The 22,781-nt window shown below is 71.3% G+C and carries 16 protein-coding genes; 9 read left to right on the top strand and 7 right to left on the bottom strand.

The genetic code is table 11. From position 1 onward, the window contains the following. Positions 1–16: 16 nt before the first annotated feature. The 8 genes from AB0B85_RS01305 to AB0B85_RS01270 all read left to right on the top strand — a co-directional run bounded on the left by AB0B85_RS01305 (position 17) and on the right by AB0B85_RS01270 (position 13,122). Positions 17–1,264, top strand: a complete 1,248-nt coding sequence (locus AB0B85_RS01305) for an NAD(P)/FAD-dependent oxidoreductase (protein ID WP_357402248.1) — start codon at positions 17–19, stop codon at positions 1,262–1,264. 8 nt (positions 1,265–1,272) lie between these two features. Further along, entirely contained in the window at positions 1,273–1,752 is a 480-nt protein-coding gene (locus AB0B85_RS01300) for a MarR family transcriptional regulator (RefSeq protein WP_357402246.1), read from the top strand. An 84-nt stretch (positions 1,753–1,836) separates the two neighbouring features. Further along, on the top strand, positions 1,837–2,811 hold the full coding sequence (locus AB0B85_RS01295) for a GNAT family N-acetyltransferase (RefSeq protein WP_357402244.1): 975 nt from the start codon (positions 1,837–1,839) through the stop codon (positions 2,809–2,811). A gap of 99 nt (positions 2,812–2,910) precedes the next feature. Continuing rightward, entirely contained in the window at positions 2,911–3,180 is a 270-nt protein-coding gene (locus AB0B85_RS01290; RefSeq protein ID WP_357402242.1) for a hypothetical protein, read from the top strand. Between the two features lie 94 nt (positions 3,181–3,274). Further along, positions 3,275–3,529, top strand: coding sequence for a hypothetical protein (locus tag AB0B85_RS01285; protein WP_357402240.1), 255 nt, complete (start codon positions 3,275–3,277; stop codon positions 3,527–3,529). Positions 3,530–3,718: 189 nt separating this feature from the next. Continuing rightward, entirely contained in the window at positions 3,719–6,673 is a 2,955-nt protein-coding gene (locus AB0B85_RS01280; protein WP_357402238.1) for an AAA family ATPase, read from the top strand. 99 nt (positions 6,674–6,772) lie between these two features. Continuing rightward, a complete protein-coding gene (locus tag AB0B85_RS01275; protein ID WP_357402236.1) occupies positions 6,773–6,919 on the top strand; it encodes a hypothetical protein in 147 nt (48 codons plus the stop codon). 14 nt (positions 6,920–6,933) lie between these two features. Continuing rightward, the gene (locus AB0B85_RS01270) at positions 6,934–13,122 is read left to right on the top strand and encodes a S8 family serine peptidase (RefSeq protein WP_357402234.1); all 6,189 of its coding nucleotides are present in this window, start codon (positions 6,934–6,936) and stop codon (positions 13,120–13,122) included. Between the two features lie 86 nt (positions 13,123–13,208). Here the strand turns inward: AB0B85_RS01270 and AB0B85_RS01265 are convergent, their stop codons facing one another. The 5 genes from AB0B85_RS01265 to AB0B85_RS01245 are packed head-to-tail and all read right to left on the bottom strand — an operon-like array spanning position 13,209 to position 17,758. After that, positions 13,209–13,928: a hypothetical protein gene (locus AB0B85_RS01265; RefSeq protein WP_357402232.1), complete on the bottom strand. Its 720-nt coding sequence runs from the start codon at positions 13,926–13,928 to the stop codon at positions 13,209–13,211. Further along, positions 13,916–15,520, bottom strand: a complete 1,605-nt coding sequence (locus tag AB0B85_RS01260; protein WP_357402230.1) for a hypothetical protein — start codon at positions 15,518–15,520, stop codon at positions 13,916–13,918. The genes AB0B85_RS01265 and AB0B85_RS01260 overlap by 13 nt, the downstream gene beginning before the upstream one ends. Further along, positions 15,517–16,395 (bottom strand): ABC transporter ATP-binding protein, encoded by an 879-nt coding sequence (locus tag AB0B85_RS01255; protein WP_357402228.1) that lies wholly within the window; start codon positions 16,393–16,395, stop codon positions 15,517–15,519. Before AB0B85_RS01255 ends, AB0B85_RS01260 begins: the two co-directional genes overlap by 4 nt. Beyond that, positions 16,392–17,219 carry a hypothetical protein gene (locus AB0B85_RS01250; protein WP_357402226.1) on the bottom strand — a complete coding sequence of 276 codons (828 nt, stop codon included), beginning with the start codon at positions 17,217–17,219 and terminating at the stop codon, positions 16,392–16,394. The genes AB0B85_RS01255 and AB0B85_RS01250 overlap by 4 nt, the downstream gene beginning before the upstream one ends. After that, positions 17,216–17,758, bottom strand: a complete 543-nt coding sequence (locus AB0B85_RS01245; protein ID WP_357402224.1) for an RNA polymerase sigma factor — start codon at positions 17,756–17,758, stop codon at positions 17,216–17,218. The genes AB0B85_RS01250 and AB0B85_RS01245 overlap by 4 nt, the downstream gene beginning before the upstream one ends. Before the next feature lie 85 nt (positions 17,759–17,843). Between AB0B85_RS01245 and AB0B85_RS01240 the strand changes: the two genes are divergently transcribed. Beyond that, positions 17,844–18,944: an NADAR family protein gene (locus AB0B85_RS01240; RefSeq protein WP_357402222.1), complete on the top strand. Its 1,101-nt coding sequence runs from the start codon at positions 17,844–17,846 to the stop codon at positions 18,942–18,944. 69 nt (positions 18,945–19,013) lie between these two features. Here the strand turns inward: AB0B85_RS01240 and AB0B85_RS01235 are convergent, their stop codons facing one another. Further along, the gene (locus tag AB0B85_RS01235; protein ID WP_357402220.1) at positions 19,014–20,354 is read right to left on the bottom strand and encodes a glycosyl hydrolase family 18 protein; all 1,341 of its coding nucleotides are present in this window, start codon (positions 20,352–20,354) and stop codon (positions 19,014–19,016) included. Positions 20,355–21,026: 672 nt separating this feature from the next. Next, positions 21,027–22,424, bottom strand: a complete 1,398-nt coding sequence (locus tag AB0B85_RS01230) for a ricin-type beta-trefoil lectin domain protein (protein WP_357402218.1) — start codon at positions 22,422–22,424, stop codon at positions 21,027–21,029. Positions 22,425–22,781: the final 357 nt, after the last annotated feature.

The following is a 22,781-nucleotide window of genomic DNA, read 5'->3' as shown; positions in this document are numbered from 1 at the left end:
CATTAAGATAATTCCCATGGGCACATCGACTGACTTCTCGGTGGCAATCGCCGGCGCCGGCCTCTCCGGGCTCTGCCTCGCCCAGTACCTGATCCGCGCCGGCATCGACGTGCACGTCTACGAGCGGGACCCGAGCCCCTTCGTCCGACGGCAGGGCTACCGGATCATCCTCGACCGGTACGGCTTGGCGGCGCTGCGGGAGAGCCTGCCCCGCCAGCTGTACAACCTGGCGCTCACCACCGGCGACGAGCCCGGCGGGCACCTGCGCTTCACCGACAGTCGACTGCGCGACGCGTTCACCATCACCTTCAAGGACGAGCCGCACGCGACCCGCCAGGTCGACCGGCTCACCCTGCGCTCGATCCTGTTGTCCGGGTTGGACGGACGCATCCACTACGGCAAGGACGCGGTGGCGGTGGACAGCGGCGGCCCGGCAGGACTGCGGCTGCGGTTCTCCGACGGCGGCTCCGCCGCGGCAACCGTCGTCGTGGGCGCGGACGGAGTCGGCTCGGCGCTGCGCGCCCAGCTCATGCCGGACGCGGACCCGGCGAACACCTCGATGGCGGGCATCTACGGCCGGTCGCCGCTGTGGCGCAACGGCATGAGCATGATCCCGGACGCGCTGCGCACCAGCGGGGTCCTGGCCATCGCCGACCGGCCGGGTCGCGCCTTCTTCTTCACGTCCATGCGGTTCGGCGAAAGCCCGCCGGAGGCGTTCGCGCGCCTGGCGCCGGGCAGCTACGCGCCCAGCGGCTACGACTACGTCATGTGGGGTCTGCTGCTCCGGCAGGAGGAGGTGCCCGTCGGCGTGCGCGGGGACCTCTTGGCGCTGTGGAGACTGGCCTCCCGGATGAGTGCGGATTTCCACCCGGTCATCCGGCGGCTGGTCGGCACTGCCGAGCTGGATGCCACGGTGCTCAACCTCTTCGCCACCGGCCGCCGCCCGCGCCGGTGGACGGTGCCCCGGGCGACGATGATAGGCGACGCCGTGCACGTCATGCCGCCGTTCGGCGCGCACGGCGGCAACACCGCGCTCCGCGACGCCGCCCTGCTCGGCCACCGGTTGGTCGAGGCCCGGGCCAACGGCACGCCGGTGGAGGAGGCGATCGCCGGCTACCAGAACGAGATGGTGCCCTACGCCTTCCGCGCGGTCGACACCGCCGCCGGGCTGATGCGTCGCCTCACCGGAGGCGCGTCGGCACCGCACTGGGTGCTGACCCGCGTGTTACCTCGGCTGCACCGGGTCACCGTACCGGAGGCATGATTACCGTCGTGTCCCACGACTCTGCCCGCGCGTCCGCGCTCGCCGACCTCATGCGCGCCGGGCGGGAGACGTCGCGGCTGTCCATGGTGTTCCGGTACGCCATCGCGGAGCGGCTCGGCCTCACCGTGACCGACCTGGAGTGCCTGGACTACCTGACGGACGTCGGATCCGCCACCGCGGGGCAGGTCGCCGAGCGGACCAACCTCACCACCGGGGCGGTGACCAGCATGCTCCGCCGGCTCCAGCAGGCGGGCTACGTGACGGCCACGCGCGACCCGGCGGACCGGCGGCGGGTGATCGTCACCCTGCGACCGGAGCGGATCGCCGAGCTGAGGCGACCGTACGAGCGGTTCGCCGAGCGGGCCGAGCGGCTCATCGGGGGCTACCGCGCCGAGGAGGTCACGCTGCTGGTCCGGCACTTCGGCCTCATGCAGGCGATGTACCTCGCCGAGTTGGACCGGCTCCGCAGCGGCGACACCGCGCAGTGACCTGCCTGCGGCCGGCGGGAGGGCTGCCCTCCGCGCGGGCGACAGGTCCCCGCGCGCGGCGCCCACCCCCTACCATCACCGTCGATGATGATCGAGCTTTGGAATTCCGCAGCGCCAACCGATGCGGTGCCGCTGGCTGCCCTGTTCCGGCGAGTCGAGGCGGTCGCACCCGTTGGCCTGGAGCAGCATGCCGACGACGTGGCCACACGACTGGCGGCCCTCGGGCCGGACCTCACGGCGAATACCCGGGTCGGCCGCGACGACGACGGGGATGTCGCCGCCTACGGTGAGGTCGCGGAAATGGGGGTGGTCGACGGCGTGCTCCGGATCCGGCTGGCACACGTGGTCCGACCCGATGCCGGGAGCGACGTGCGGGCGGAGTTGTCGCGCTGGCTCCTCGCGCGGGCGGAGCAGGTGCGGCAGACCCACGGAACGGCGCAGGCAGCAGTCCTCGGCACCCGGTGCGCCGAGGACGATCACACCGGGCGCGAACTGCTGATCCGGCAGGGCTTCGAACTGGTCCGGCACGAGCGGGAGTTGGTCCTGTCGCTGTCGGAGCCGCCGCCCGTCGAGGTGCTGCCACCCGGCCTGGTGTCGGGCCCCGTCGAGGAGCGTTACCAGGAGCTGGCGCGGCTGGCCCACAACGAGGCGTACGCCGACAGCCCTTCCGCCATCCAACCGGACCAGCGCAGCTGGCCGTCGCACGCCGTCGGGCACCCCCGGTTCCTACCCGAGCTGTCCTGCCTGGTGCTCGCGGAGGTGGCCGAGGCGGAAAACCCGGTGGCCGGCTTCCTGTTCGCGCTCGCCGACGACGACGAGGAATCCACAGCGGTGCTGCACTGTCTGGGCAGCCGAGTGCCCTGGCGACGCCGCGGCCTCGCTACCGCCATGATCACCCGCGCGCTCCGGCGGGCCCGGTCCGCGGGCTTTCATCAGGTACGCCTGCGGGTGAGTGACACCAACCAGGCGGCCCTCGCGCTCTACCGCACGCTCGGCTTCGTCAGCTCGGGGCGGGGGCACCCGGTGCTGATGCGGCCCCTCGGCCCCGACGCCAGCTGACGACGCGTCGCTCGACCGGCATGAGCACCGGCGAGGCGAGGCGGGTGCTCCGCTCGCCAGCGACGACCAGAGAAACCGTTGTACTACAGGGAGGTAGGCATGACCGAGCAGGCACCGACCCGGGTGGCGTTGTATTCCTTCGCCCAGCACACCAACCGGCGGGTGGCCGAGTTCCGCTGGCAACCGGGTCAGCCGGTGTCACTCGACATCCTCGACCCGCAGTGGGGTGCGCTGGCGCGGGACTTCTACGACAACGGCGTGCCGGCCGGCCCGGATCGTGTGCTGCCGCAGTCCGGCCCGGACTTCATGCGGGCCCTGCTCCAGCGGTTCCGGATGAGCTACTACAAGTTCGTGGACGAGAGCGACTGAGCCGTCGACCGCTGCTCCGGTCGCCACGGGCCCGGCAGCTGTCGACATCAGTGGTCGGGTCACGACCGCCGGCCGCTACGCGGACAATGGCGGGATGAAGCGAGACGTACGTCTGATGCGATTGACAGGTACGCGCGCCGACGGCGCGGTGGCCACCGGCGCGCGGGCCGCTGGCGCGGCCTCGGTCGGTGCCCTCGCCGTGGGGGCCCTGGCCGTCGGGGCCGTGGCTGTCGGGGCGCTGGTCATCGGGCGGCTGGCGATTCGCCGCGCGGTGGTGCGGGAGCTACGCGTCGGCCGGTTGGAGATCGACGAGCTGGTGGTACGCAGCCGACCCACTGCTGAGGGATGACCCAGTCCCGCGCCGGGCTCGGCCGCTGACCGTCGGGACCGAGTGGGTCCAGCCCGCGCCGATCGCTCGCCTCGTCGTCGCCACCGACGAGCCGGCCACGCCGACGACGCGCACTCCGGCTGCGGGTGACGGCAGCCCGGGTCGCCGCCGGTACTTGCGTCCGAGCAGCGAGAAGCGAGATCATCACGCATGCTCGACCCCTCGCCCGAGGACGCCGGAACCGCACCGACGGTCTCTGCGCCGCGTTTCGTGGGACGCGATCGGGAACTGGCAGCGCTCCGGGGCGCGGTGGCCCGGCCACCGGCGATCGTGCTCGTGGAGGGCGAGGCGGGGATCGGCAAGAGCCGACTGCTGCGGGAGTGGTTGGCGGCGCCGGACCAGCGCACCGCACTGGTCTCGGTGTGCCCACCGCTGCGCGAGTCGCTGACCCTGGGGCCGATCGTCGACGCGTTCCGTGGGATCGACAGCCCGGTGTCGCGACTGCCGCTCACCGCCCTCGCTGGCGCGTTACGGCCCCTGTTCCCCGAATGGTCCGCGGACCTGCCGCCCGCGCTCCAGGCCCTGGACGACGCCAAGGCGGCGCGGCACCGCCTGTTCCGGGCCCTTGACGAGCTGCTGCGGGCGCTTCGGGTCGACGTCCTCGTGCTCGAGGACGCCCACTGGGCCGACGAGATGACGTTGGAGTTCCTGCTGTTCGTCTCCTCCCGGCAGCACACCGACGGGCCGAGCCTGGTGGTCTCCTATCGGCCCGAGGAGGTGGACGACGGGTCGCTGTTGCTGCGGTTGACGTCCCGGTTGCCGGCCGGCGTGACCCAGCTGCGGATCGCCCTGGCGCCGATGCGACCTGACGACACGGCGGCGTTGATGTCGTCGATGTTGGCCGGCAACCAGATATCGCAGGAGTTCGCGACGTTCATGCACGAGCGGACCGGCGGCGTTCCGCTGGTGCTTGAGGAGTCGGTTCGCCTCATGTGCGACCGCGCCGACCTCGTCTTCCGCGACGGGCAGTGGGTCCGGCTGAAGCTGCGCGAGCTGCGGGTGCCGCCAACCGTGCGCGACTCCACCCGGGAGCGGGTGGGCCGACTGTCCCCGCCGGCACAGCAGGTGTTGCGGGCCGCCGCCACGTTGGCTGAGCGGTCGTCGGTGGCCACCATCGCGGTGACCGCCGGTCTGTCACCCGCCGAGTGTCGCGGCGGCATCTCGGAAGCGGCGGACGCCGGCGTCCTGGACGCGGACGACCGCGGTCGGTGGCGATTCCGGCACGTGCTGGCCGCCACCGCCGTCTACGAGGCGATCCCGTTGACCGAACGCAGACAGTTCCACCTGCTGGCCGGCCGGGCCCTGGAGGACATCCACCCGCCGCCCGTCGCACGCCTTGCCCAGCACTTCCGTGAGGCGGGCGAGACGCGGTCCTGGGCGCGGTACGCCGAGCAGGGTGCCGAGCTGGCGATGGCGTCGGGTGACCACACCAGGGCGGTCGACACGCTCGTCGACCTGATGTCGCGGGCGGTGCTGCCGCCGGCGGATCGGGCCCGGATAGCGCGCATCGCCGGAGTGGCCGCACTGGGCCGTCGAGAACGGGTCGATCAGGTCCACCACCGGGTGATCCGTACGCTGCGCTCGGTGCTCGACACCCCCGGTCTCTCCGCCCGGCAGCAGGCCGAGATCCGCAACCCCCTCGGTCGGCTCCTGATCACCGCGGGGCAGGCGCAGGCCGCGCTCGGCGAGCTCGAGCAGGCGGTGGCGAACCTCGACCATGACCCGGTCGAGGCGGCCCGGGCGATGACCTACCTCGGCTGGGCGTACGCGGGACCGTGGCCGGCGTCGACCCATCGGCGTTGGCTGGATCGGGCCGCTGAGCTCACCACCGCGTTCGACTCTCCGGCGGAGCGGCTGAACCTCGCCGGTAACCGGGCCGCCGCGTTGCTCATGCTCGGCGAAGAGGAGGCCTGGGACGTCGTCGCCGGCCTGCCCATCGACGGCGCGACCTCGGCGGAGCGCCTCGACGTGGCCCGCATCCACGCGAACGTCGGCACCGGCGCGGTGATCTGGGGCCGGTACGCCGACGCGGACCGACACCTCGCCGTGGCCATGCACCTTGCCGAGACCGAGCAGGCGTCCCGGTTGCACCACAACGTGCGACTCGAACAGGCCAACCTGGCGTGGCTCACCGGACGGTGGGAGGGTCTCGCCGAGCAGAGCGTGGCACTCGCCGACGCCGACCGGGACCGGCCGGCGCACTACCTCGGCAGCATCCGGCTCGCGGCCCGGCTGGCGGCCGCGGCCGGACGGCGGCGCGCAGCGGAGGAGCAGTTCCGCCTGGTCCTTGAGGAGTCCACCCGTCTCGGCGCGGCCGACGACACGATGGAGGCGGCCGCCGCGCTGGCCAGACTGTGGCTGGCGGACGGAAACAGCGGCCGGGCGCTGCGGATCACGGACGAGCCGATGGACACCATCCGGCGAAAGGGCATCTGGATCTGGGCGACGGACCTCGTCCCCGCCCAGATCGAGGCCCACCTCGCCGCAGGTGACGTCAAGAGCGCGACCCGCCTCGGCGAGCAGCTCGCCCGAGGGCTGCGTGGCCGTACGGCGCCCGCACCCCGTGCCGCGCTCGCGGTCTGCCGTGCCCTGCTGCTCGCCGCGAACGGAGACCACGCCCGCGCGGCGGCGGCCTACGATCGGGCGGCGCGCGCCTGGAGCGCGTTGCCGCGTCCCTACGACGCCATGCTGGCCCGGGAGCGGCAAGCCGAGGCGCTCATCGCGCTGGGCCGGATCGACCACGGCCGAGAGCTGCTTGCCGCACAGTACGAGCAGTTGTTCAGGCTCGGTGCCCGTGGTGACGCGGACCGGGTCGCACAGCGGCTGCGCGAACACGGGGCCGAGGTCCCGCGACTGTGGCGCGGCGGCCGACGAGGGTACGGCGACCAGCTCTCGCCGCGTGAGCTCGACGTGGTCCAGCTGGTTGTCGCCGGCAAGACCAACCGGGAGATCAGCCGGATCCTGGCCAAGTCACCGGCCACAGTGGATCAGCAGCTGCGGGCGGCGATGCGCAAGTTGAAGGTGACCTCCCGGACCGCGCTCGCGGTCAAGGCGGTGGAGGCCGGCGTGTTCGCGGAAAAGGACTCTCTGCACGGCTCGTCGTGAAAATTGACGTATCCGCTGGATAGCGACGGGGACTGCGCCACCCCGAGCATGGCCTGATGATCCATAGCCAGTGGGCGATACGTGCCTGAGCGACACGTCGTGCGTGACGACGACGCCGCCATCGAACACCCGCCACCCCGCCAGCTGCCCCGCGAGCCGCCCGTCAGCGCCCCCGCCCCCGGTGACCCCGACGGTGGTGACGGTGCCGACGACCACCAGAACCACGACCCCTATCAACCCCTGTAGGTCGAAGGATTCTCATGAGACTCAAAGCCCTCGCGGCTTCGCTGGCCACAGTGGTAGGCCTGAGCCTGATCCAGGCGCCACCGGCCGCCGCCGCCGAACCGGATCCGAGCGCCGCCGCCAACAAGATCGCCTCGAACCTGAAGGACCGCTTCCGCACGTCGCCGGAGTCCGACTTCTGGATCACGTTCGACGCCAAGGCCGACCTCGAACCGACGAAGAAGATCACCGACTGGGCCGCGCGCGGTCAGTTCGTCTACGACGCGCTGGCCGCGGCGGCGAAGGACTCCCTGGCGTCCGTCTCCACCGACCTTGACCGGGCCGGGGTCACATACACCTCCTACCCGATCGCCAACGCCGTGCTCGTCAAGGGGGGCAACGAGAAGCTCGCCCTGCGGGTGGCCGCGAAGGTGCAGGTCGCCGAGATCCACGCGACGCCGCAGGTCGCGCTGGTCGAGCCCGTCGAGGAGAAGGTCCCCGCCGACCAGGCGGCCCGCCCCGCCGCCCCGAAGGCCGGCGTCCAGGCGGACACCACCACGTGGGGGCTGGACGCCATCCACGCCCCGCAGGCGTGGGCCATGGGCGCCACCGGTGCGGGCATCACCGTGTCCAACCTCGACTCGGGCGTCCAGTTCGACCACCCCGCACTGATCCACCAGTACCGCGGCACGAAACCCGACGGCACCGTCGACCACAACTACAACTGGATGGCCACCCGGGGCGCGTGCGCTGGCGCACCGTGCGACGACAACGGCCACGGCACGCACACCATGGGCACCATGGTCGGCGCGGACGGCACCGACCACGTAGGTGTCGCCCCGGACGCGCAGTGGATCGCGACGAACGGCTGCTGCGACAACAGCGGCGTCGAGTCGCTGCTGCGGTCCGGCTGGTGGCTGCTCGCCCCGACCGACGTCCAGGGAAACAACCCTGACCCGTCCAAGCGCCCCCACATCATCAACAACTCCTGGGGCCAGACGGAGGAGCACAGCTTCAACGACTTCTTCCAGGCCGTCGACGAGGCCTGGACCGCCGCGGGCATCTTCAGCGTCTGGTCGTCGGGCAACACCACGCCGTACGCGGACTGCGACACCGTCTCCTCGCCCGGCTCCGCCGAGGGTGCCTACTCCGTCGGCGCGTACGCGTCGGACGGCACGCTCGCGCCGTTCTCCCGCAAGGGCGAGGGTGAGGGTGGCCGGATCAAGCCCGAGATCTCCGCTCCGGGCGACGGCGTCCGTTCGTCCTACCCGGGTAACAGCTACACCGAGATGTCCGGCACGTCGATGGCGTCACCCCACGTCGCCGGTGCCGTCGCGGCGCTGTGGAGCTACGACCCGACCTTGATCGGTCGGGTCGAGGAGACCCGCCGGCTGCTCGCCGAGTCGGCCGTCGACGTCGACGACACCGAGTGCGGGGGCACCGCCGAGGTCAACAACAAGTACGGCGAAGGGCGGCTCGACCTCGTTCGCCTGCTCGAGCTCGCGCCCCGCACGGGCGGCACCCTGACCGGTGTGGTCACCGCCGACGGCGCGCCGGTCCCCGCTGCCGAGGTGACGATCAGCGGACCGTTCAGCCGGTCGATCGGCACCGACAAGGACGGCCGGTTCACCACGAACCTTCCGGTCGGCGACTACCAGCTCAGCACCAAGGTCTTCGGCTACCTGACCGCGACCGCCAACGTCACAGTCACCCTGGGCCAGGACACCTCGGTCAAGCTGCCGCTCACGGCCGCCGCCAGGCACGACATCAGCGGCAGGGTCATCGACGACAAGAAGCAGCCGGTCGGGAACGCTGACGTCAGCGTCATGAGCACCCCGTTGAAGCCGGTACGCACGGACGCCAACGGCGCGTTCACGATCACCGCTGTGCCGGAGGGCGGGTACAAGCTGAACGTCAAGCCCAACGCCTGCTTCTCGCCGAAGACCGTGCCGCTTACCGTCGGCGCGCAGAACGAGTCGCCGGAGATCCCCGTCGGGCTCGTCGTCGACAAGGGCGGCTACAGCTGCGCCGTCTCCGACGGCGAGTACCTGCGCGGCACCGACCCGGTAGCGTTCACCAGCGGCGTGTGGGCGACGGTGAAGCTGCCGTTCCCGATCGCGCTCTACAACGGCAGCCACGACACCCTGGGCATCGGCCTACGCGGTGTGATCTCGCCGGACACCAGCACCGGACCCGGCAGCGGCGGTGCGGGCATCTTCCCGTTCTACGTCCAGACGCCAGTCGAGTTCGCCCCCGGCGGTGGAGTCTTCACAGCGGCGACAAAGGTCAACGGCGAGGACGCGTTCGTCGTCGAGTACCGCCACGCCAAGCTCTGGGCCTATCCGGACCGGTCGGAGTACACCGAGCCGGTCAGCTTCTCGGCCACGCTCACCCGCTCCGGCACGGTGATCTTCGGGTACGGCGACGGCATCGGGTCCGACGACCCGGTGACCGCCGGCGCCCACGCCGTCACCGGCATCCAGGGCTGGGCCGGCGTCGACGGCATCCGGTTCTCCGAGAGTGCCCCGGTGCTGCGCGACGGGATGATCGTCAGCTACGACATGCCTGACTTCGGGTACCTCGACGCGACTGTCGTCGACCAGAACGACGGGCTGCCGGTGGCCGGGGCCAAGGTCTCGTTCACGAACAAGGTGGGGCTCGTCGAGACCGTCACGACAAACGCGACGGGCGTCGTGCACCGCCAGCTTCCGGTCGGCGACTACACGATGACTGTCGACGCGCCGAACTACACCACCGCGGCGTACCCCTTCGCCCTCGACAAGCTCTACGCGAGCGCCACGATCGATGCGCGTCTGACCACGGGTGTCGCCGGTCTGAAGGCCGACGGACTCGACGCGCTGCTGGGCACCGACCAGAACGGTGCGGGCTCGCTGACGCTCACCAACAACGGCTCCGCTCCCCTGACGTACACCCTGGGTGAGGCCGCGCGCCACCCCGAGCTGGACGCCGCCGGTGCCACCGGGCGCATCGGCAAGGGTGCGGCCAGCACGATCGACCTCACCGCGTGGAAGGCCGGTGCGAGCGGCATGAAGCCGTCGAACGTCGACGGCAAGGCGGCGACGGCGAGCGCCGCGGCAGCACAGGCCGCCGCCACTGTCGGCCCGACCGCCGGCGGTGACGTGCTCACCCGCATCGCCATCCCCGGCACGATCGCGGAGAAGGAGCCCTCCGGCATCGGGTACGACGGCGACGTCTGGGTCCACGACTACAACAAGCGGACCAACACCGCCTACACGGTGACGGGCAAGCCGACCGGGAAGGTCTTCGACGCGTCGTGGAACCCCTCGTACCGGGCGTTCGACATGGCGCTGGACACCAAGACCGGTGACATGTGCCAGATGGAGGACAGCCCGGCCAGCTACATCCACTGCTTCGACCGCAGTACCGGGAAGGAGACCCGGCAGATCAAGGGTGACTGGTCCACGCTGCAGCTGACCGGTCTCGCCTACAACCCGAAGGCGGACGTGTTCTACGTCGGCGGCCGGGCGAACGGCATGATCGGCACCGTCGCCGGGACGTCGCACGACAAGCCGGGTGCGTTGCTGTCCTTCTGCGCCCCGCCGTTGCCCGAGGTGATGGGCCTTGCCTACAACCAGGCGTCCGACACCATCTGGTACACCGACCTCACCTCGAACCGGCCCACCCGCCTGCTGCAGGTCGACCCCGACGACTGCTCGTTGGTGAACGCGTGGTGGTTCCCGGGCCAGAAGGTGGGCCAGGGCGGCGGTCTCGAAACCGACGCGACCGGGGCGCTGTGGGCGGCGGACCAGATCGCCGATGACGTCGTGCTCGTCGACGTCGAGGACGACCTGGTCACCGACCTGCCGTGGCTGACGCTCTCCTCGACCGGCGGCACCCTCGCCCCGGGCGAGTCGACCACCGTCAACGTCGCGATCTCGTCGAAGGACGCCAAGCCCGGCGTCATCGGCGCGAACATCGTGGTGCGGTCCGACTCCGGACGCCAGTCCAAGACCTACGTCCCGGTGACGCTCACGACCACGAAGTACCAGGTCGGCGTCAACGCCGGCGGCGCGAAGTTCACCGACGGCTCCGGCTTCACCTGGTCGGCGGACCAGGCCGCCGGCAAGACGGCGTGGGGCTACGAGGGGAAGACGAAGGTCGCGTCCACGAAGGCCGGGATCGACGGTACGACCGACGACTCCCTGTTCCAGTCGCAGCGCACCACGACGGAGAAGCAGTTGTTCTACCGCTTCCCCGACGCGCCAAAGGGCACCTACGCGATCGACCTCGGGTTCGCCGAGATCGACAAGGTGGCCAAGGGCAAGCGGGTGTTCGACGTCGTCGTGGACGGAACGCTTGCGGAGTACGCGTACGACCCGGCGGCGGCCGTGGGGCCGAACGCCGCCGACTGGCGCAACGCTGTGGTGAAGCACGAGGGCGGTCCGCTGACCGTGGAACTGCGGGGTTCGAAGGGGCTGAAGCCGCCAACCATCGCCGCGCTGCGGGTGACGCTCGACCCGCGCGCGGAGCAGGCGGAGCCGGAGCCCCAACCCGAGCAGCCGGAGCCGGGCCCGGTGCCCGTGGCTCCCGCCGGTCGCTCGTACACGATGAAGGTGACCGACGGGCTCTACCGTCAGGGCACCGAGGAGTCCGGGTGGCGCGGCGACGACCTCTGCGGCGTGCTGTGGTTCGACAGCAGCTTCCTGTTCCCGTTCTACGACACAGCCTGGGACGGCGTGTGCGTGACGACGAACGGCACGCTGACCTTCGACCGGGCCAGCACGTCGGGAGGCAACACGGCGCTGCCGGGGCCGTACCCGATCGACGCGATCTACCCGCTCTGGGACGACCTCGTCGTCGACGACGAGGCCGGGATCTACTTCGGCAGGACCGAGGTGGACGGCTCGGCGGCGGAGGTCATCGAGTGGCGCAACGTCGCGTTCTACAACGACCGGGCCGCGCGCGTGAGCTTCTCGGTCACCCTGATCGCCGACGGGCGGATCCAGATCGGGTACGGCGACGGCATCGGTGGCGACAACGCGCTGACCCGGGGGTCGTCGGCGACGGTCGGTGTGGAGAGCCTGACCCGCAACCCCGCGGGGCAGCACTCCTTCAACCAGCCCGTCCTGAAGGCCGGCCTGGGGCTGGAGTACACCCTCCCGGCCGCCGGCACGATCGAGGGAACGGTGACCGACAAGAACGACGGCAAGCCGATGGAGGGCGCGATCGTCACGCTCAGGGGGCCGGCGGGTGAGCGGGTCATCACCACCGACGCGAAGGGCCGGTGGAAGGCGCAGGCGCTGGTCGGCGAAAACACCGTGGAGGTGTCGTCGCCGAACTACGTCACCGTCAGCCACCCGGTGACCATCGCCAAGAAGGATCAGGCCGAGGTGGTCGACACGGCGTTGACCTCGGGCATCGCCACCGTCACCGGAGGCGACTTCGACTGGCTCCTCGACAAGGGCCAGCAGGTCACTGCCGACGTGACGGTGACAAACACCGGTTCCGCCCCGCTCGAGGTGCGGGTCAGCGAGCAGAAGCGCACGAGCGACGGCGGGCACGAGGCCGCCGACCTTCCGTGGCTGACCCTCACCGGCGCGGCCGCAACCGGCCCGGTCACGCTCGCGGTCGGCGCGTCCACAACTGTCACGGCGACTGTCGACAACACCGGCGTCGAGCCCGGCGTGCTCGTCGGCGACGTGTTGGTGGCGTCGAACGCCGGCAAGGGGGAGGCGCAGTTCACGCCGGTCCGCCTGGCGACCTCGGCCTACTGGCAGGGCGTCGACGTCGGCGGATCCGGGCACGTCGGTGCCGACGGCTTCGTCTGGTCGCCCGACCAGGAGCTCGGTTCGCGGCCGTGGGGCCACGTCGGTGGCAAGGCGCGGACCACCAGGGCCGACATCGCCGGTACCGAGGACGACGCGCTGTTCCGCACCCAGCGGACCGGCGAGACGTTCAGCTACGTGTTCAAGAACGCCCCCGCCGGGACGTACCGGGTCGGCCTCGACTTCGCGGAGATCGAGAAGGTGAAGGCCGGCAAGCGTGCGTTCGATGTGCTCGCCGACGGCAAGGTCGTGCTCTACGACCACGACGTGCAGGCGAAGGTGGGTGCGCAGACCGCGGACATCAACATGGTGACCGTCGAGCACGCCGGTGGTGATCTGACGATCGAGCTTCGCCGCGACAAGGGCGAGGGCGACCCGATCCTCAACGCCCTCAGCGTCCAGCAGGACCCGCGCCGGTGAGATAGCCGATCATCGGAGCCTCCCCGGCGATCCTTCGCCGGGGAGGCTCCGCAGGTCGGGGGAGTCGCGGCGATCCCGGACGGCTGTCAGCGTCCCGGAAGGCGGCGGACGGTGAGCACCCCGGCGGTCGCCAGCAACGTTCCCGCCAGGAGGTACGTCCAGCGGTCGTGGGCGGCGTCCCAGCCGTCGTCCACACCCACGAGCAGCGCCGCCGAGGCCGGCAGCAGCGCCACCACAGTCATCGCGAGCAGCAGCATCGGGGCGGCGAGTGGACTGGCAACTCCGTGCGGCGAACGTCGCCAGCCGACTGCCGACGCGAGGAACGCGACCGCCGCGACGGTGACGGCCTCACGGGTCAGGTCCGGGTACGGCAGCGACGCGGTCTCCGGCCCGGCCCGTGTCACGAGCAGCGCTGCCGCCCAGCACGCGCCGCCGACGACGGCAGCGGGGACCGCTCGTACCAGCGCGCCGAGCCAGGCCGGAACCGGCAGGGTCTCCGCGATCGGCTTCGCGGGGTCGTCGAGCGCGAACGTGACGCCGAGGCCGATGCAGGCCATCACCAACCGCAGCAACGTGAGGTGGTGGTCGGGGGGCAGGACCGACCCGGTCACGGCCGGTGGGATCACGATCGCCACACCGACGATCCCGGCCGCCAGCAGCGGTACGATCCGCGTCGCCCGCAGCGTCGGCCAGACCAGCACCGCCGCCGTCCGCAGGCGTCCGTGCCGCCTCGGCGCTGGCGCGTTGCCGGCCTGGCCCGACGCGTCGACGGCGTCCCCGGTGGGCACCCCGCTCAGTGGGCGCACAACGGCTCGCCCTGATCCGGGGACGGCGGCTGGATGGCAACCCCGAAGATGGCACCGAAGCGCTCCAGCGGTGTGCCCGGCGCGGTCAGTTCGGCCCAGTGTCGCTCGACGAGCGGCGCCACCTCGGTGGGCGACCGTCGCAGCAGCTCCAACGCTGGTGCCGCCGCCCGGTCGGGTGCCGAGATGCCGAACGGTGCGGACGGGTCGCTGAAGACGAGCGCTCCGGTGCTCGCCTCGTCCAGCGAGCGCATCCCGGCCCGGGCGGCCGGCGACGCCCGCCCGACCAGCCACACCAGCAGCGCCGACCGGGCTCCGCACAGCGAGAATCCTCCGTCGTACGCCCGCGCGGCTATCAGCCGGTAGGCGACTCCGGCGGCGAGGACGGCTGTCGCGCGGTTGTCGCCCCACACCGTGCCCACCCGTACCGCCTCCGGGGTGCCCGCCGCGGCATCCGCGGCTTTCCACCCGGCCACCACGCGCATGTCCTCGGCGACTGAGCCGATCTGGCCCGTCGGGGAGATCTCGTCGAGGACGGTCCGCTGTCGTACCGCGAGCGGCGGACCGTGCGCGGCGACGCCGTCCGGCATGACCTCGCGCACGGAGGTCACCACCGACTCCCAGCCCGGGACGAACCCGTCGAACCCGTCGAAGTAGCAGTAGGTGACGTCGTCGCGGAGGACGCACGACTGGATGTTCGCCGGCCGGTTCTCCACAGTCGCGCGGGCCGCCGCGATGCCCGGGTCGGGTCGCGACTGGGACAGCCCGCCGCCGACGGTGAGGATCAGCCCGACGGCGAGGCCGGCCGCGACCATCGACCTCCGTGCCCTGGTCCGGGCCAGAACGGCCGCGACGAGCAGCACGGTGATCCCGACCAGATAGGCGAGGTGCCGGGCCGCGGGTCGGTCGGAGACGCCGGCGGGCACCGGGGCCGCGAACTCGCTGACGTAGACCGGGAGCAGGAACCGCCAGCCGGTCCCGCTCAGGGTCGCGGAGATCGCCACGAACTCCAGCACGAGGACGAGCAGGACGAGCAGTGGGGCGACCAGCACGGAGCGGATCAGGACACCGGCGAGCACCCCGACCGAACCGAGGAGCAGCACCAGCGCCGACGGGGTCACCAACGCGGCGACGTCGACGCCCCCAGCCGCGCCCGGAAGCGCCGCGGCGACCCCGACCCGGACGGCGACGACCAGGAGGCTGAGGCCGGCCAGCGGTAGCAGTGCCAGCAGGAACCCGCCGACCCGCCAAGCGGGCGACAGCACCAGCACGTCGAAGGACACGTCGACCCTGTGCCGGTGCGCCCGCAGCGTGACCAGGTTCGCCACGATCAGCGCCGACCCGCCGAGGATCGGCAACGCGAGCAGCTGGATGACGATCAGCTCTTCGGGGAGCACCGGATATCGGTTGGCCGTGCCCGACAGCCAGCCCCACAGCCACGGGCCGAGGAACAGGAGCGCTGCCGCGATGGTGAACGGGTGTCGCAGCATCCGGAGCGCCTCGAACCGGGCGAGGGCGAGGAGCGCCTGCCGACGCCGGTGTGTGGACGACGGCGTCGGACGGGCCGGCGTGGCCACCGTCAGGGCGGCGGTCACCGCGCGCCGCCCACGGTCATCGACGCCTCCGCACCGGGGACGACGCCGACCAGCGTCAGGTAGCCGTCCTCGATGGACGGTGCGGTCAGCGCGGCCCCGGGTGGCGGGTCGCCGACGTGGCGGTGCAGCCCCGTGCCCGTCCGCCACGACGCCAGCGCCCCCGGCTGCCGCGCCGCGCTCGTCCACACCCGGCCGGCGGCGAGCCCGGCCAGCTCCGCCGGGGTGCCCGCGAACCGCACCCGGCCCCGGTCGAGGACGACGACCTCCTGGCAGAGCGACATGACGTCCTCGGTCTGGTGGGTGGACAGCAGCACCGTCCTGCGCTCGCCCAGGTCCGCGACCAGCTCCCGGAACCGCAGCCGCTGCTCCGGGTCGAGACCGACAGTCGGTTCGTCGAGGATGACGAGGTCCGGGTCGCCGACCAGGGCGGCCGCCAGCGCGAGCCGTTGCCTCATACCGCCGGACAGGGTCCGGATCCGGGATCGCCGGCGATCGGCGAGGCCGACGGCGGAGAGCACCCGGGCGACCTCGGCGTGCCGCGCCGTCCGGTGGGTGAGCTCCTTGAGGATCGCGACGTAGTCGACGAACTCGAAGGCGGTGAACGACGGGTGGAAGCCGGGGTCCTGCGGCAGGTAGCCCAGCCGGCGTCGGACCGCGAGCCGCCCGGGTGACGTGCTCGGATCGTGGCCGAAGACCCGCAGCGTTCCGCCACCGGCCGGCAGGGCGGTCGCGACGATCCGCAGCAGGGTCGTCTTGCCCGCGCCGTTCGGGCCGAGCAACCCGGTCACCCCGGTGCGCAGCGTGAACGACACGTCCTCAAGCGCTGTGGTGCGCCCGTACCGCAGCGCCAGACCGTCTGCCTGAACGGCGGTCATGAAACTCTCCTCATCGGGTTGGGGACGTGGTAGCGGTCGTAGGTGCCGCGCTGACGGGCCAGTCCCACGGCGGCGATCCCGCCGACGACAGCGACGCCTACCTGCCCGGCGAGCGTGAAGAGGAGCCGGTCGCCGAAGGTGGAGGCGACCACCGCCGCCCAGCCGCCGGCGACGACGACCACTGCCAGCCCCGCGCCGAGCCGAGCCGAGAGCAGCAGCGACAGCACGGTCAGGGCGAGCGACGGCAGGAACCAACCGGTCGCGCGCAGCCCGTACTCGTAGATGAAGAGGCTGGCCACGGCGGACAGCGCGGTGGTCGCGGAGAGGACCGCGAGGCACCGCAACAGCAGTAACCGGAACGAGCGGATCGGAGCGACAAGCGCGATCTCGTAGGTGGGATCGATGCCGGGCGCGAACGACATCCCGACCGCCACCAGCGGCAACAGCGGGGCGACGGCGAGGAACACTACCGGGTCGGTGAGCACGGCGACCGTTGCCGTCAACGCGGCCGTGACCGCTATCGCCACGAGCCACGACAGCCGCAGCGCCGGCGTCGCCGCGAGCAGCCGCGCGGTGTGGTCGGGAACGCCGACCGTGATCATCAAGCGCTCGACGGGCCCCGGCCGCGGCGCGTCCAGGGCGACGTCGAGGCGGGCCCAGCCTCCGTCGATCGCCCACCCCAGGTCCTCGGTCGCGGCGGCGGCGAGGCGTTCGCGGCACTCACCGCACGCGGCCAGGTGCGCCTCGGTGGACCACAGACCAGGGGCGGTGAGGGTACGGGTGGCGTAGGCGCGTAGATCCTCGTCGAGCAGGTGCCAGGTCATGTCAACTCCTCTCGCAGCTGCCGGCGGGCCCGCATCGCCCGCGTCTTGACGGTGCCGGCGGGGATGCCGAGCAGGACGGCGGCCTCGGCGGTGGAGAGGCCGTCGAGGACTGTGGCGCGGATGACCGCGCGCAACTCCGGGGAGAGGCGGGCGAGGGCGCCCCCGAGGTCGCCGTGCTCGAGACCGACAAGCACCGCCTCCTCGGCGGACGATTCGTCGCTGCCGCGCAGGCGGGCCAGCAGCCGGCTGAGCCGATCGCGGGAGGTGCGGCGGCGCAGCGCGTCGATGAGCCGGCGCGACGCGATCCTCCACAGCCAGGCGGCAGCGTCGGTGTCGCGAGGCCGGAACGAGGCCGCGGCGCCGGTCCACACCCCGAGGAATGTCTCCTGCACGACGTCGTCGATGAGGGCATCGTCGGCGCAGCGGTAGCACAGCCGCAGGCGTAGCCACGGCGCGTGCCGGCGGTAGAGCGCCTCGAACGCGTTCCGGTCGCCGCCTGCGATCAGGGCCAGGAGGTCGGCGTCGTCCTGGGCGGTCATGCCTACCTATCGCAGTGGGATCGAGGTTTGGTTCGCATCCCTAGCACAGCTTCCTGCCAGCGCTCGTGTCGTTAGGCTCGCCGGCATGCCGGACAGCACCGCAACGTCGCGCTTGGTTGGCGACGACGTCATCAAGGGGCGGCAACGTCTCGTCTTCGTCAACAGAGGAGATCACTACGCGCTCAGCACGCTCGGCGTCTTCGCCGACGGCGTCGTCCTCTGGCGATTCGGATCGACTGATCTCGACGGTCTGCGCGCCGCGTTCGACGACGGCACCCTGACCCTGACCCCGCCCGAGGGCGCAACGCTGATCATCACCGGCACGGCACGCGGGACCGTGCCGGCGCTGGAGTCCTGGCTGACTCCGGAGATGGTGATCGGCGAGCTGGCCGACGAGGTGGACGATCTCAACGATCGACCGGACTCGGCACGACGGTGCTGGAACGCGCTTCTGACGTATGCCACGGATCCGACAAGCGCCAACCTGGAGATCGTCCGCGAGCTGTATCAGGCGGTACCCGAGCACCGCCGAATCTTCATGCTCGGCGACATGGACCAGAACGACCTTCCGGTACGGATCCTGCTCGCCGAGGTGGGCGAGACGATCCCGGCCCGACGCTCGGACCGCACGCTCACTGTGACCCCGGAGGTCCGGGAGCGGGCGCTCGACTATTTCCGCCGGAGCGAGGTCGGTGTCGCCAGAAGCGGGGCGCGGCGGGTGGCGGACGGACCGGAGACGACAGCCCCGCTTGTCGTCGGCGGCCGCGTGTACCCGAGCGGCTGGCCGGATCCGGCGGGCTTGGAGGTCCTGCAGATCGACTATCCGGCAGCTGTCACCTTCGGCGGCCGGGACTACGCGAGCGTCATGCACGCCTACTGGGCGCTGTCCACCGACGACGGTGACTGGCACGACCGGATCGCCGCCGCCGGCCGTGGCCTCGACGCCCGGACACTCGGCGAGGAGGCGCCCCGGCGGGCGGGCTGGCCGGCGGCCCGGCTGGGCGTGATGGCCGCGTTGCTGCGGGACAAGGTCGAGCGCCATCCGACGGTGGCGGCGACACTGCTCGGCACTGGTGACGCCCGGCTGCTCTACAACGACTGGGCTTCGAGGTACTGGAGTTCCAGCGGCGCCAACTGGCTGGGACGGTTGCTGGAACTCGTCCGTTCCGAGCTGGCCACCCGATGACCGGGCCGGCCGTAGCCGGAGCACCGGCCCGGGTCCGACCCGGGCCGGTGCGGAGAAGAGCCGGGTGGCTCAGCGGCCCTGGAGGCGTTTCACGTTGTCGCCGAAGGTCCAGCCCTTCGACCCGTCCCAGTTCGCCGACCAGGTCATCAGGCCCTTCAGACCGGGCACCGAGTTCCAGGCCTGGGTGACGAGGGACGTCGACAGGTAGCCGCCGCCGGCACCGTTCTGCGCCGGCAGGCCGGGGACCTGCTTGTCGTACGGCACGCGGATGGTGGTGCCCTGGATGGTGAGGCCGTTGTTGAGGCACTGCGTCTGCACAGTGAAGCCCTGCACGGTGCCGGCGGGGTACGAGTCGCCGGCGCAGCCGTACATGCTGCCGTTGTAGTACTGCATGTTCAGCCACCAGAGCCGGCCGTTGTCGACGTACTTCTTGATGATCGGCAGGTAGGAGCCCCAGATCGAGCCGTAGACCACGCTGCCGCCGGTGACGTACGCCGTTTCCGGTGCCATCGTCAGGCCGAAGTTCGCCGGCATCCGGGCCAGCACTCCGTCGATGATCCGGATCAGGTTGGCCTGCGACGTCGACAGGGTGTTGATGTTGCCGCTGCCGGTCAGGCCGGTCTCGATGTCGATGTCGATGCCGTCGAAGTGGTAGGCCGTCAGGATCGGCACGATCGTCGCGACGAACCGGTCGGCGACGGCGGTGGAGCTGAGGTCGATGCCCGCGGCGGCGCCGCCGATCGACATCAGGATCGTGGCGCCGGCGGCCTTGGCCTGGCACATCTCGGCCGGGGTGGCCACCTTCACGCCGGCGTCCATGCCGTTTTCCCACAGGACAGTGCCGTCCGCGCGGATCACCGGGAACGCCGCGTTGATCACGTTGTAGCCGTGCTGGTTGAGCCGGCTGTCGGTGATCGGGATCCAGCCGAGTCCGGGGTGGACGCCGTTGGTGGCGCCGTCCCAGTTCTCCCAGTAGCCCTGCAACACCTTGCCGGCGGGCCGCGACTTCACCGCGCAGGTCCCACCGGTCGGCGGCGGCGAACTGGTCGGCGGCGTGGTGGGTGGCGGCGTGGTGGGTGGCGCGGTCGTCGGTGCTGGCGTGGTGGGCGGCGGAGTGCTTCCCGAACACGCGCCAAGGTCGCGCCAGAGCGACGGGGTAGCGGCGGGGTTCCAGCCGGCCCCGGGGTACGCGGTGTGGGCGACAAGTGCCTGGTAGAGCCGGCCGCCGTAGGTGACCTGGGCGCCCGTCTGGTAGGTGGTGCCCTCGGCCCAGGCCGGTGCGGTGCAGGCGACCATCGCAACGGCGTTGCCCGCGGACACCGCTGCCATGCTGCTGGGGACGAAGGCGACGGCGGCCGTGACGGTCATCGCCGCCCCGGCCAGCACTGCGACAATTCGACGGCTCCGCATAGCGCACTCTCCAGGCTTCAGCGACCTCGTGGCCTCCCCATATTGACGTCCGTGACGTTTAATATCAAGGGTTCTTTACAGTTTCCGGCAACCGCGGCGAGTGTCGCTGTTGGTCGTCATCCCCGTTGCGGGACATCGCGAAGGGGGTCCTCGGGCGGGAAGCAGCCGTAGTCCTGCCCGGAACACTCCTCGTCGAGCACCGCCCCCTGCACCCAGCCGGCCGGCAACAGGCCGTCCGGCCGGCTGCTGACTCGCGCGCCGGCCGGGGTTCCACAGTCCACCAGATCGCCGTCCTGGGCGCCGGCGGCGAGCGTCCCATCCCGGTCGAGCAGGGCGTGTACGGCGTACGGCGAACCGCCTCACCGCCCCAGCCCTGCCGATCTTGGAGTTGTGGTGGCCGTATCGGCCACTTTTGCGACTTACGTCCACCACCCCAACTCCTTGATCGACCCGGGTGGGCGTGCCGGACCCGCGAAGATCGCGCTCGATCGTTGAAGGAGTGCCCTCGTTCTCGGTGCAGGCCACTGGATCGTGGATCGAGCACGATCTTGTGGCGGGGTGGCGGGGTGGCGGGGTGGCGGGGTGGCGGGTGCGATTGGACCGGGCAGGTGTGAGGTCGTGCGGGCGGGCTCAGCGTGACGCCGGGCCCGCCCGTCTCGGTTCGGCCGCTCGTCAGGCGAGGGGCGTGAGCCGGAACTGCTGGTTGGTCTGCCCGTGGCAGTCGTACAGCTGGATCGGGGCTCCGTTGGCAGTGCTCCAGACGTCCAGGCACCGGCCGGACTGGACGCTGCTGATGGTGCCGTTGGAGTTGACGTTCCACTGTTGGTTGGTCTGGCCGTGGCAGCTGTAGATCTGGACCGCCGCGCCGTTGCCGGAGCCCGCCGCGTCCAGGCACATGTTCCCGTACACCTGAAGTTGTTTGCCTGAGGTGTAGGTCCAGGTCTGGTTCGTCTGCCGGTTGCAGTCGTACAGGGTCACCCGGGTGCCGTTGGTGCGCGAGGCGTTGGGTACGTCGACGCACCGGCCGGACTGCGTGCCGACGATCTGGCTGGCGGAGCCGGGTGGGGTGGTGGGCGAAGCGGTGGGGGTCGGCGTGTTGGTGGGTGTCGCCGTCGGGGTGACAGGTGTCGAGGGCAGCAACGGGCAGGTGCTGCGGTAGGTGACCACGCCGCTGGAGTCCAGCAGCGGGCAGAGGAACTGGCTGTACCGGGCGTCGTTGTCGATGAACATCTTGACGAACGGCAGCATGGTCCGGACCATCACCGGGTTCGACCGTCCGACCATGAACCCGTGATCCGCGCCGGCCACCTCCACGTAGACGCTCTCCGTCGTGCTGGGGAGGCTGTTGTACAGGCTGGTGGCGTAGGACGGCGTGACCACAGTGTCCGCCTGCCCGGCGAAGACCATCGTGGGCACCCGGTCGTTCGCCAGGTTCGACGACGGCGAGTACGGCGCGATGCCGACCGCTGCCTTCAACGACGGTCGCCGGGTGGCCGCGCTCAGCGCGCCACCGCCGCCCATCGAATGACCGGCGACCGCCAACCGGGTGGGGTCGACCCGGTCGCGTACCGGGCTCTGCTGGGTCAGGTAGTCGAGCGCGGCGAGCAACTGGGTGCCTCGGGCCGTGTCGAAGTCGTTGCGGCTGTTGGTCTCGATGCCGATCACGACGAAGCCGTGGGAGGCCAGCCACGGCCCCATCCAGGCCAGTTCGGCGGAGAACAACGCGGTGTAACCCGGCGAGATCGCGATCGCCCCGAAGGTGCCCTGGCTGGTGTCGGTCGGGTAGTAGATCCTGCCGCCGTTGAAGCCGTACCCGGTCGGGACGCTCACCGACGTGTTGGCGAAGGGGCCGTTCACGGCGGTGACGCTGGTCCGGGTGGGGTCCGGACCCCGCTGGTACGGGTTGTCGGCGGCCGATGCCGACCCGGTGGTCACCGTCAGGGTGAACAGGCCGACCGCGGCGGCGATCCCGACCGCGGCGAGCTTGAACAGCCGGCCGCGCAACCGGGAGGGTGCTCGGACGACGTGGGCGTTCTCCGCGGGTGGGGGGTGGTGTGCAGGTCCTCGCACGGTCGGTACCTCCTGGTGGTGGGTGGGTGCTCCGGCGTTGTTCGATCGTCGGCGTTGCCGCGTCAGCGGACCCAGCCGGTGCGGCGGCCGCACAGAGCAGCGGCGACGCCCGCCGGTCGGCCGAGTTATCGGAGCAGTTCCGGAAGGGCTGGGCGGTGGTTGTCGAGCGCACCTGGTGCGGAAAGGATCATGTTAACGTTCACACTCATCGATGGCTCCCAGGCTGGCAGAAAGTTCCAGCTTTTTCAACCGGTAGTTTCGGGTTTGTTACGGCTCCGGAGGTCGGGGTGCGCGTCATCCACGGCCGGGACCTCGCCGCGGCGTCAGCGGCGGCGCCTCGGTCAACCCTCGCGGCAC

The sequence above is a fragment of the Micromonospora sp. NPDC049044 genome, from assembly GCF_040649215.1.
GTDB lineage: Bacteria > Actinomycetota > Actinomycetes > Mycobacteriales > Micromonosporaceae > Micromonospora.
Note: the sequence above shows the minus strand (reverse complement) of the source record. Positions and strands in the feature narration are given on the sequence as shown.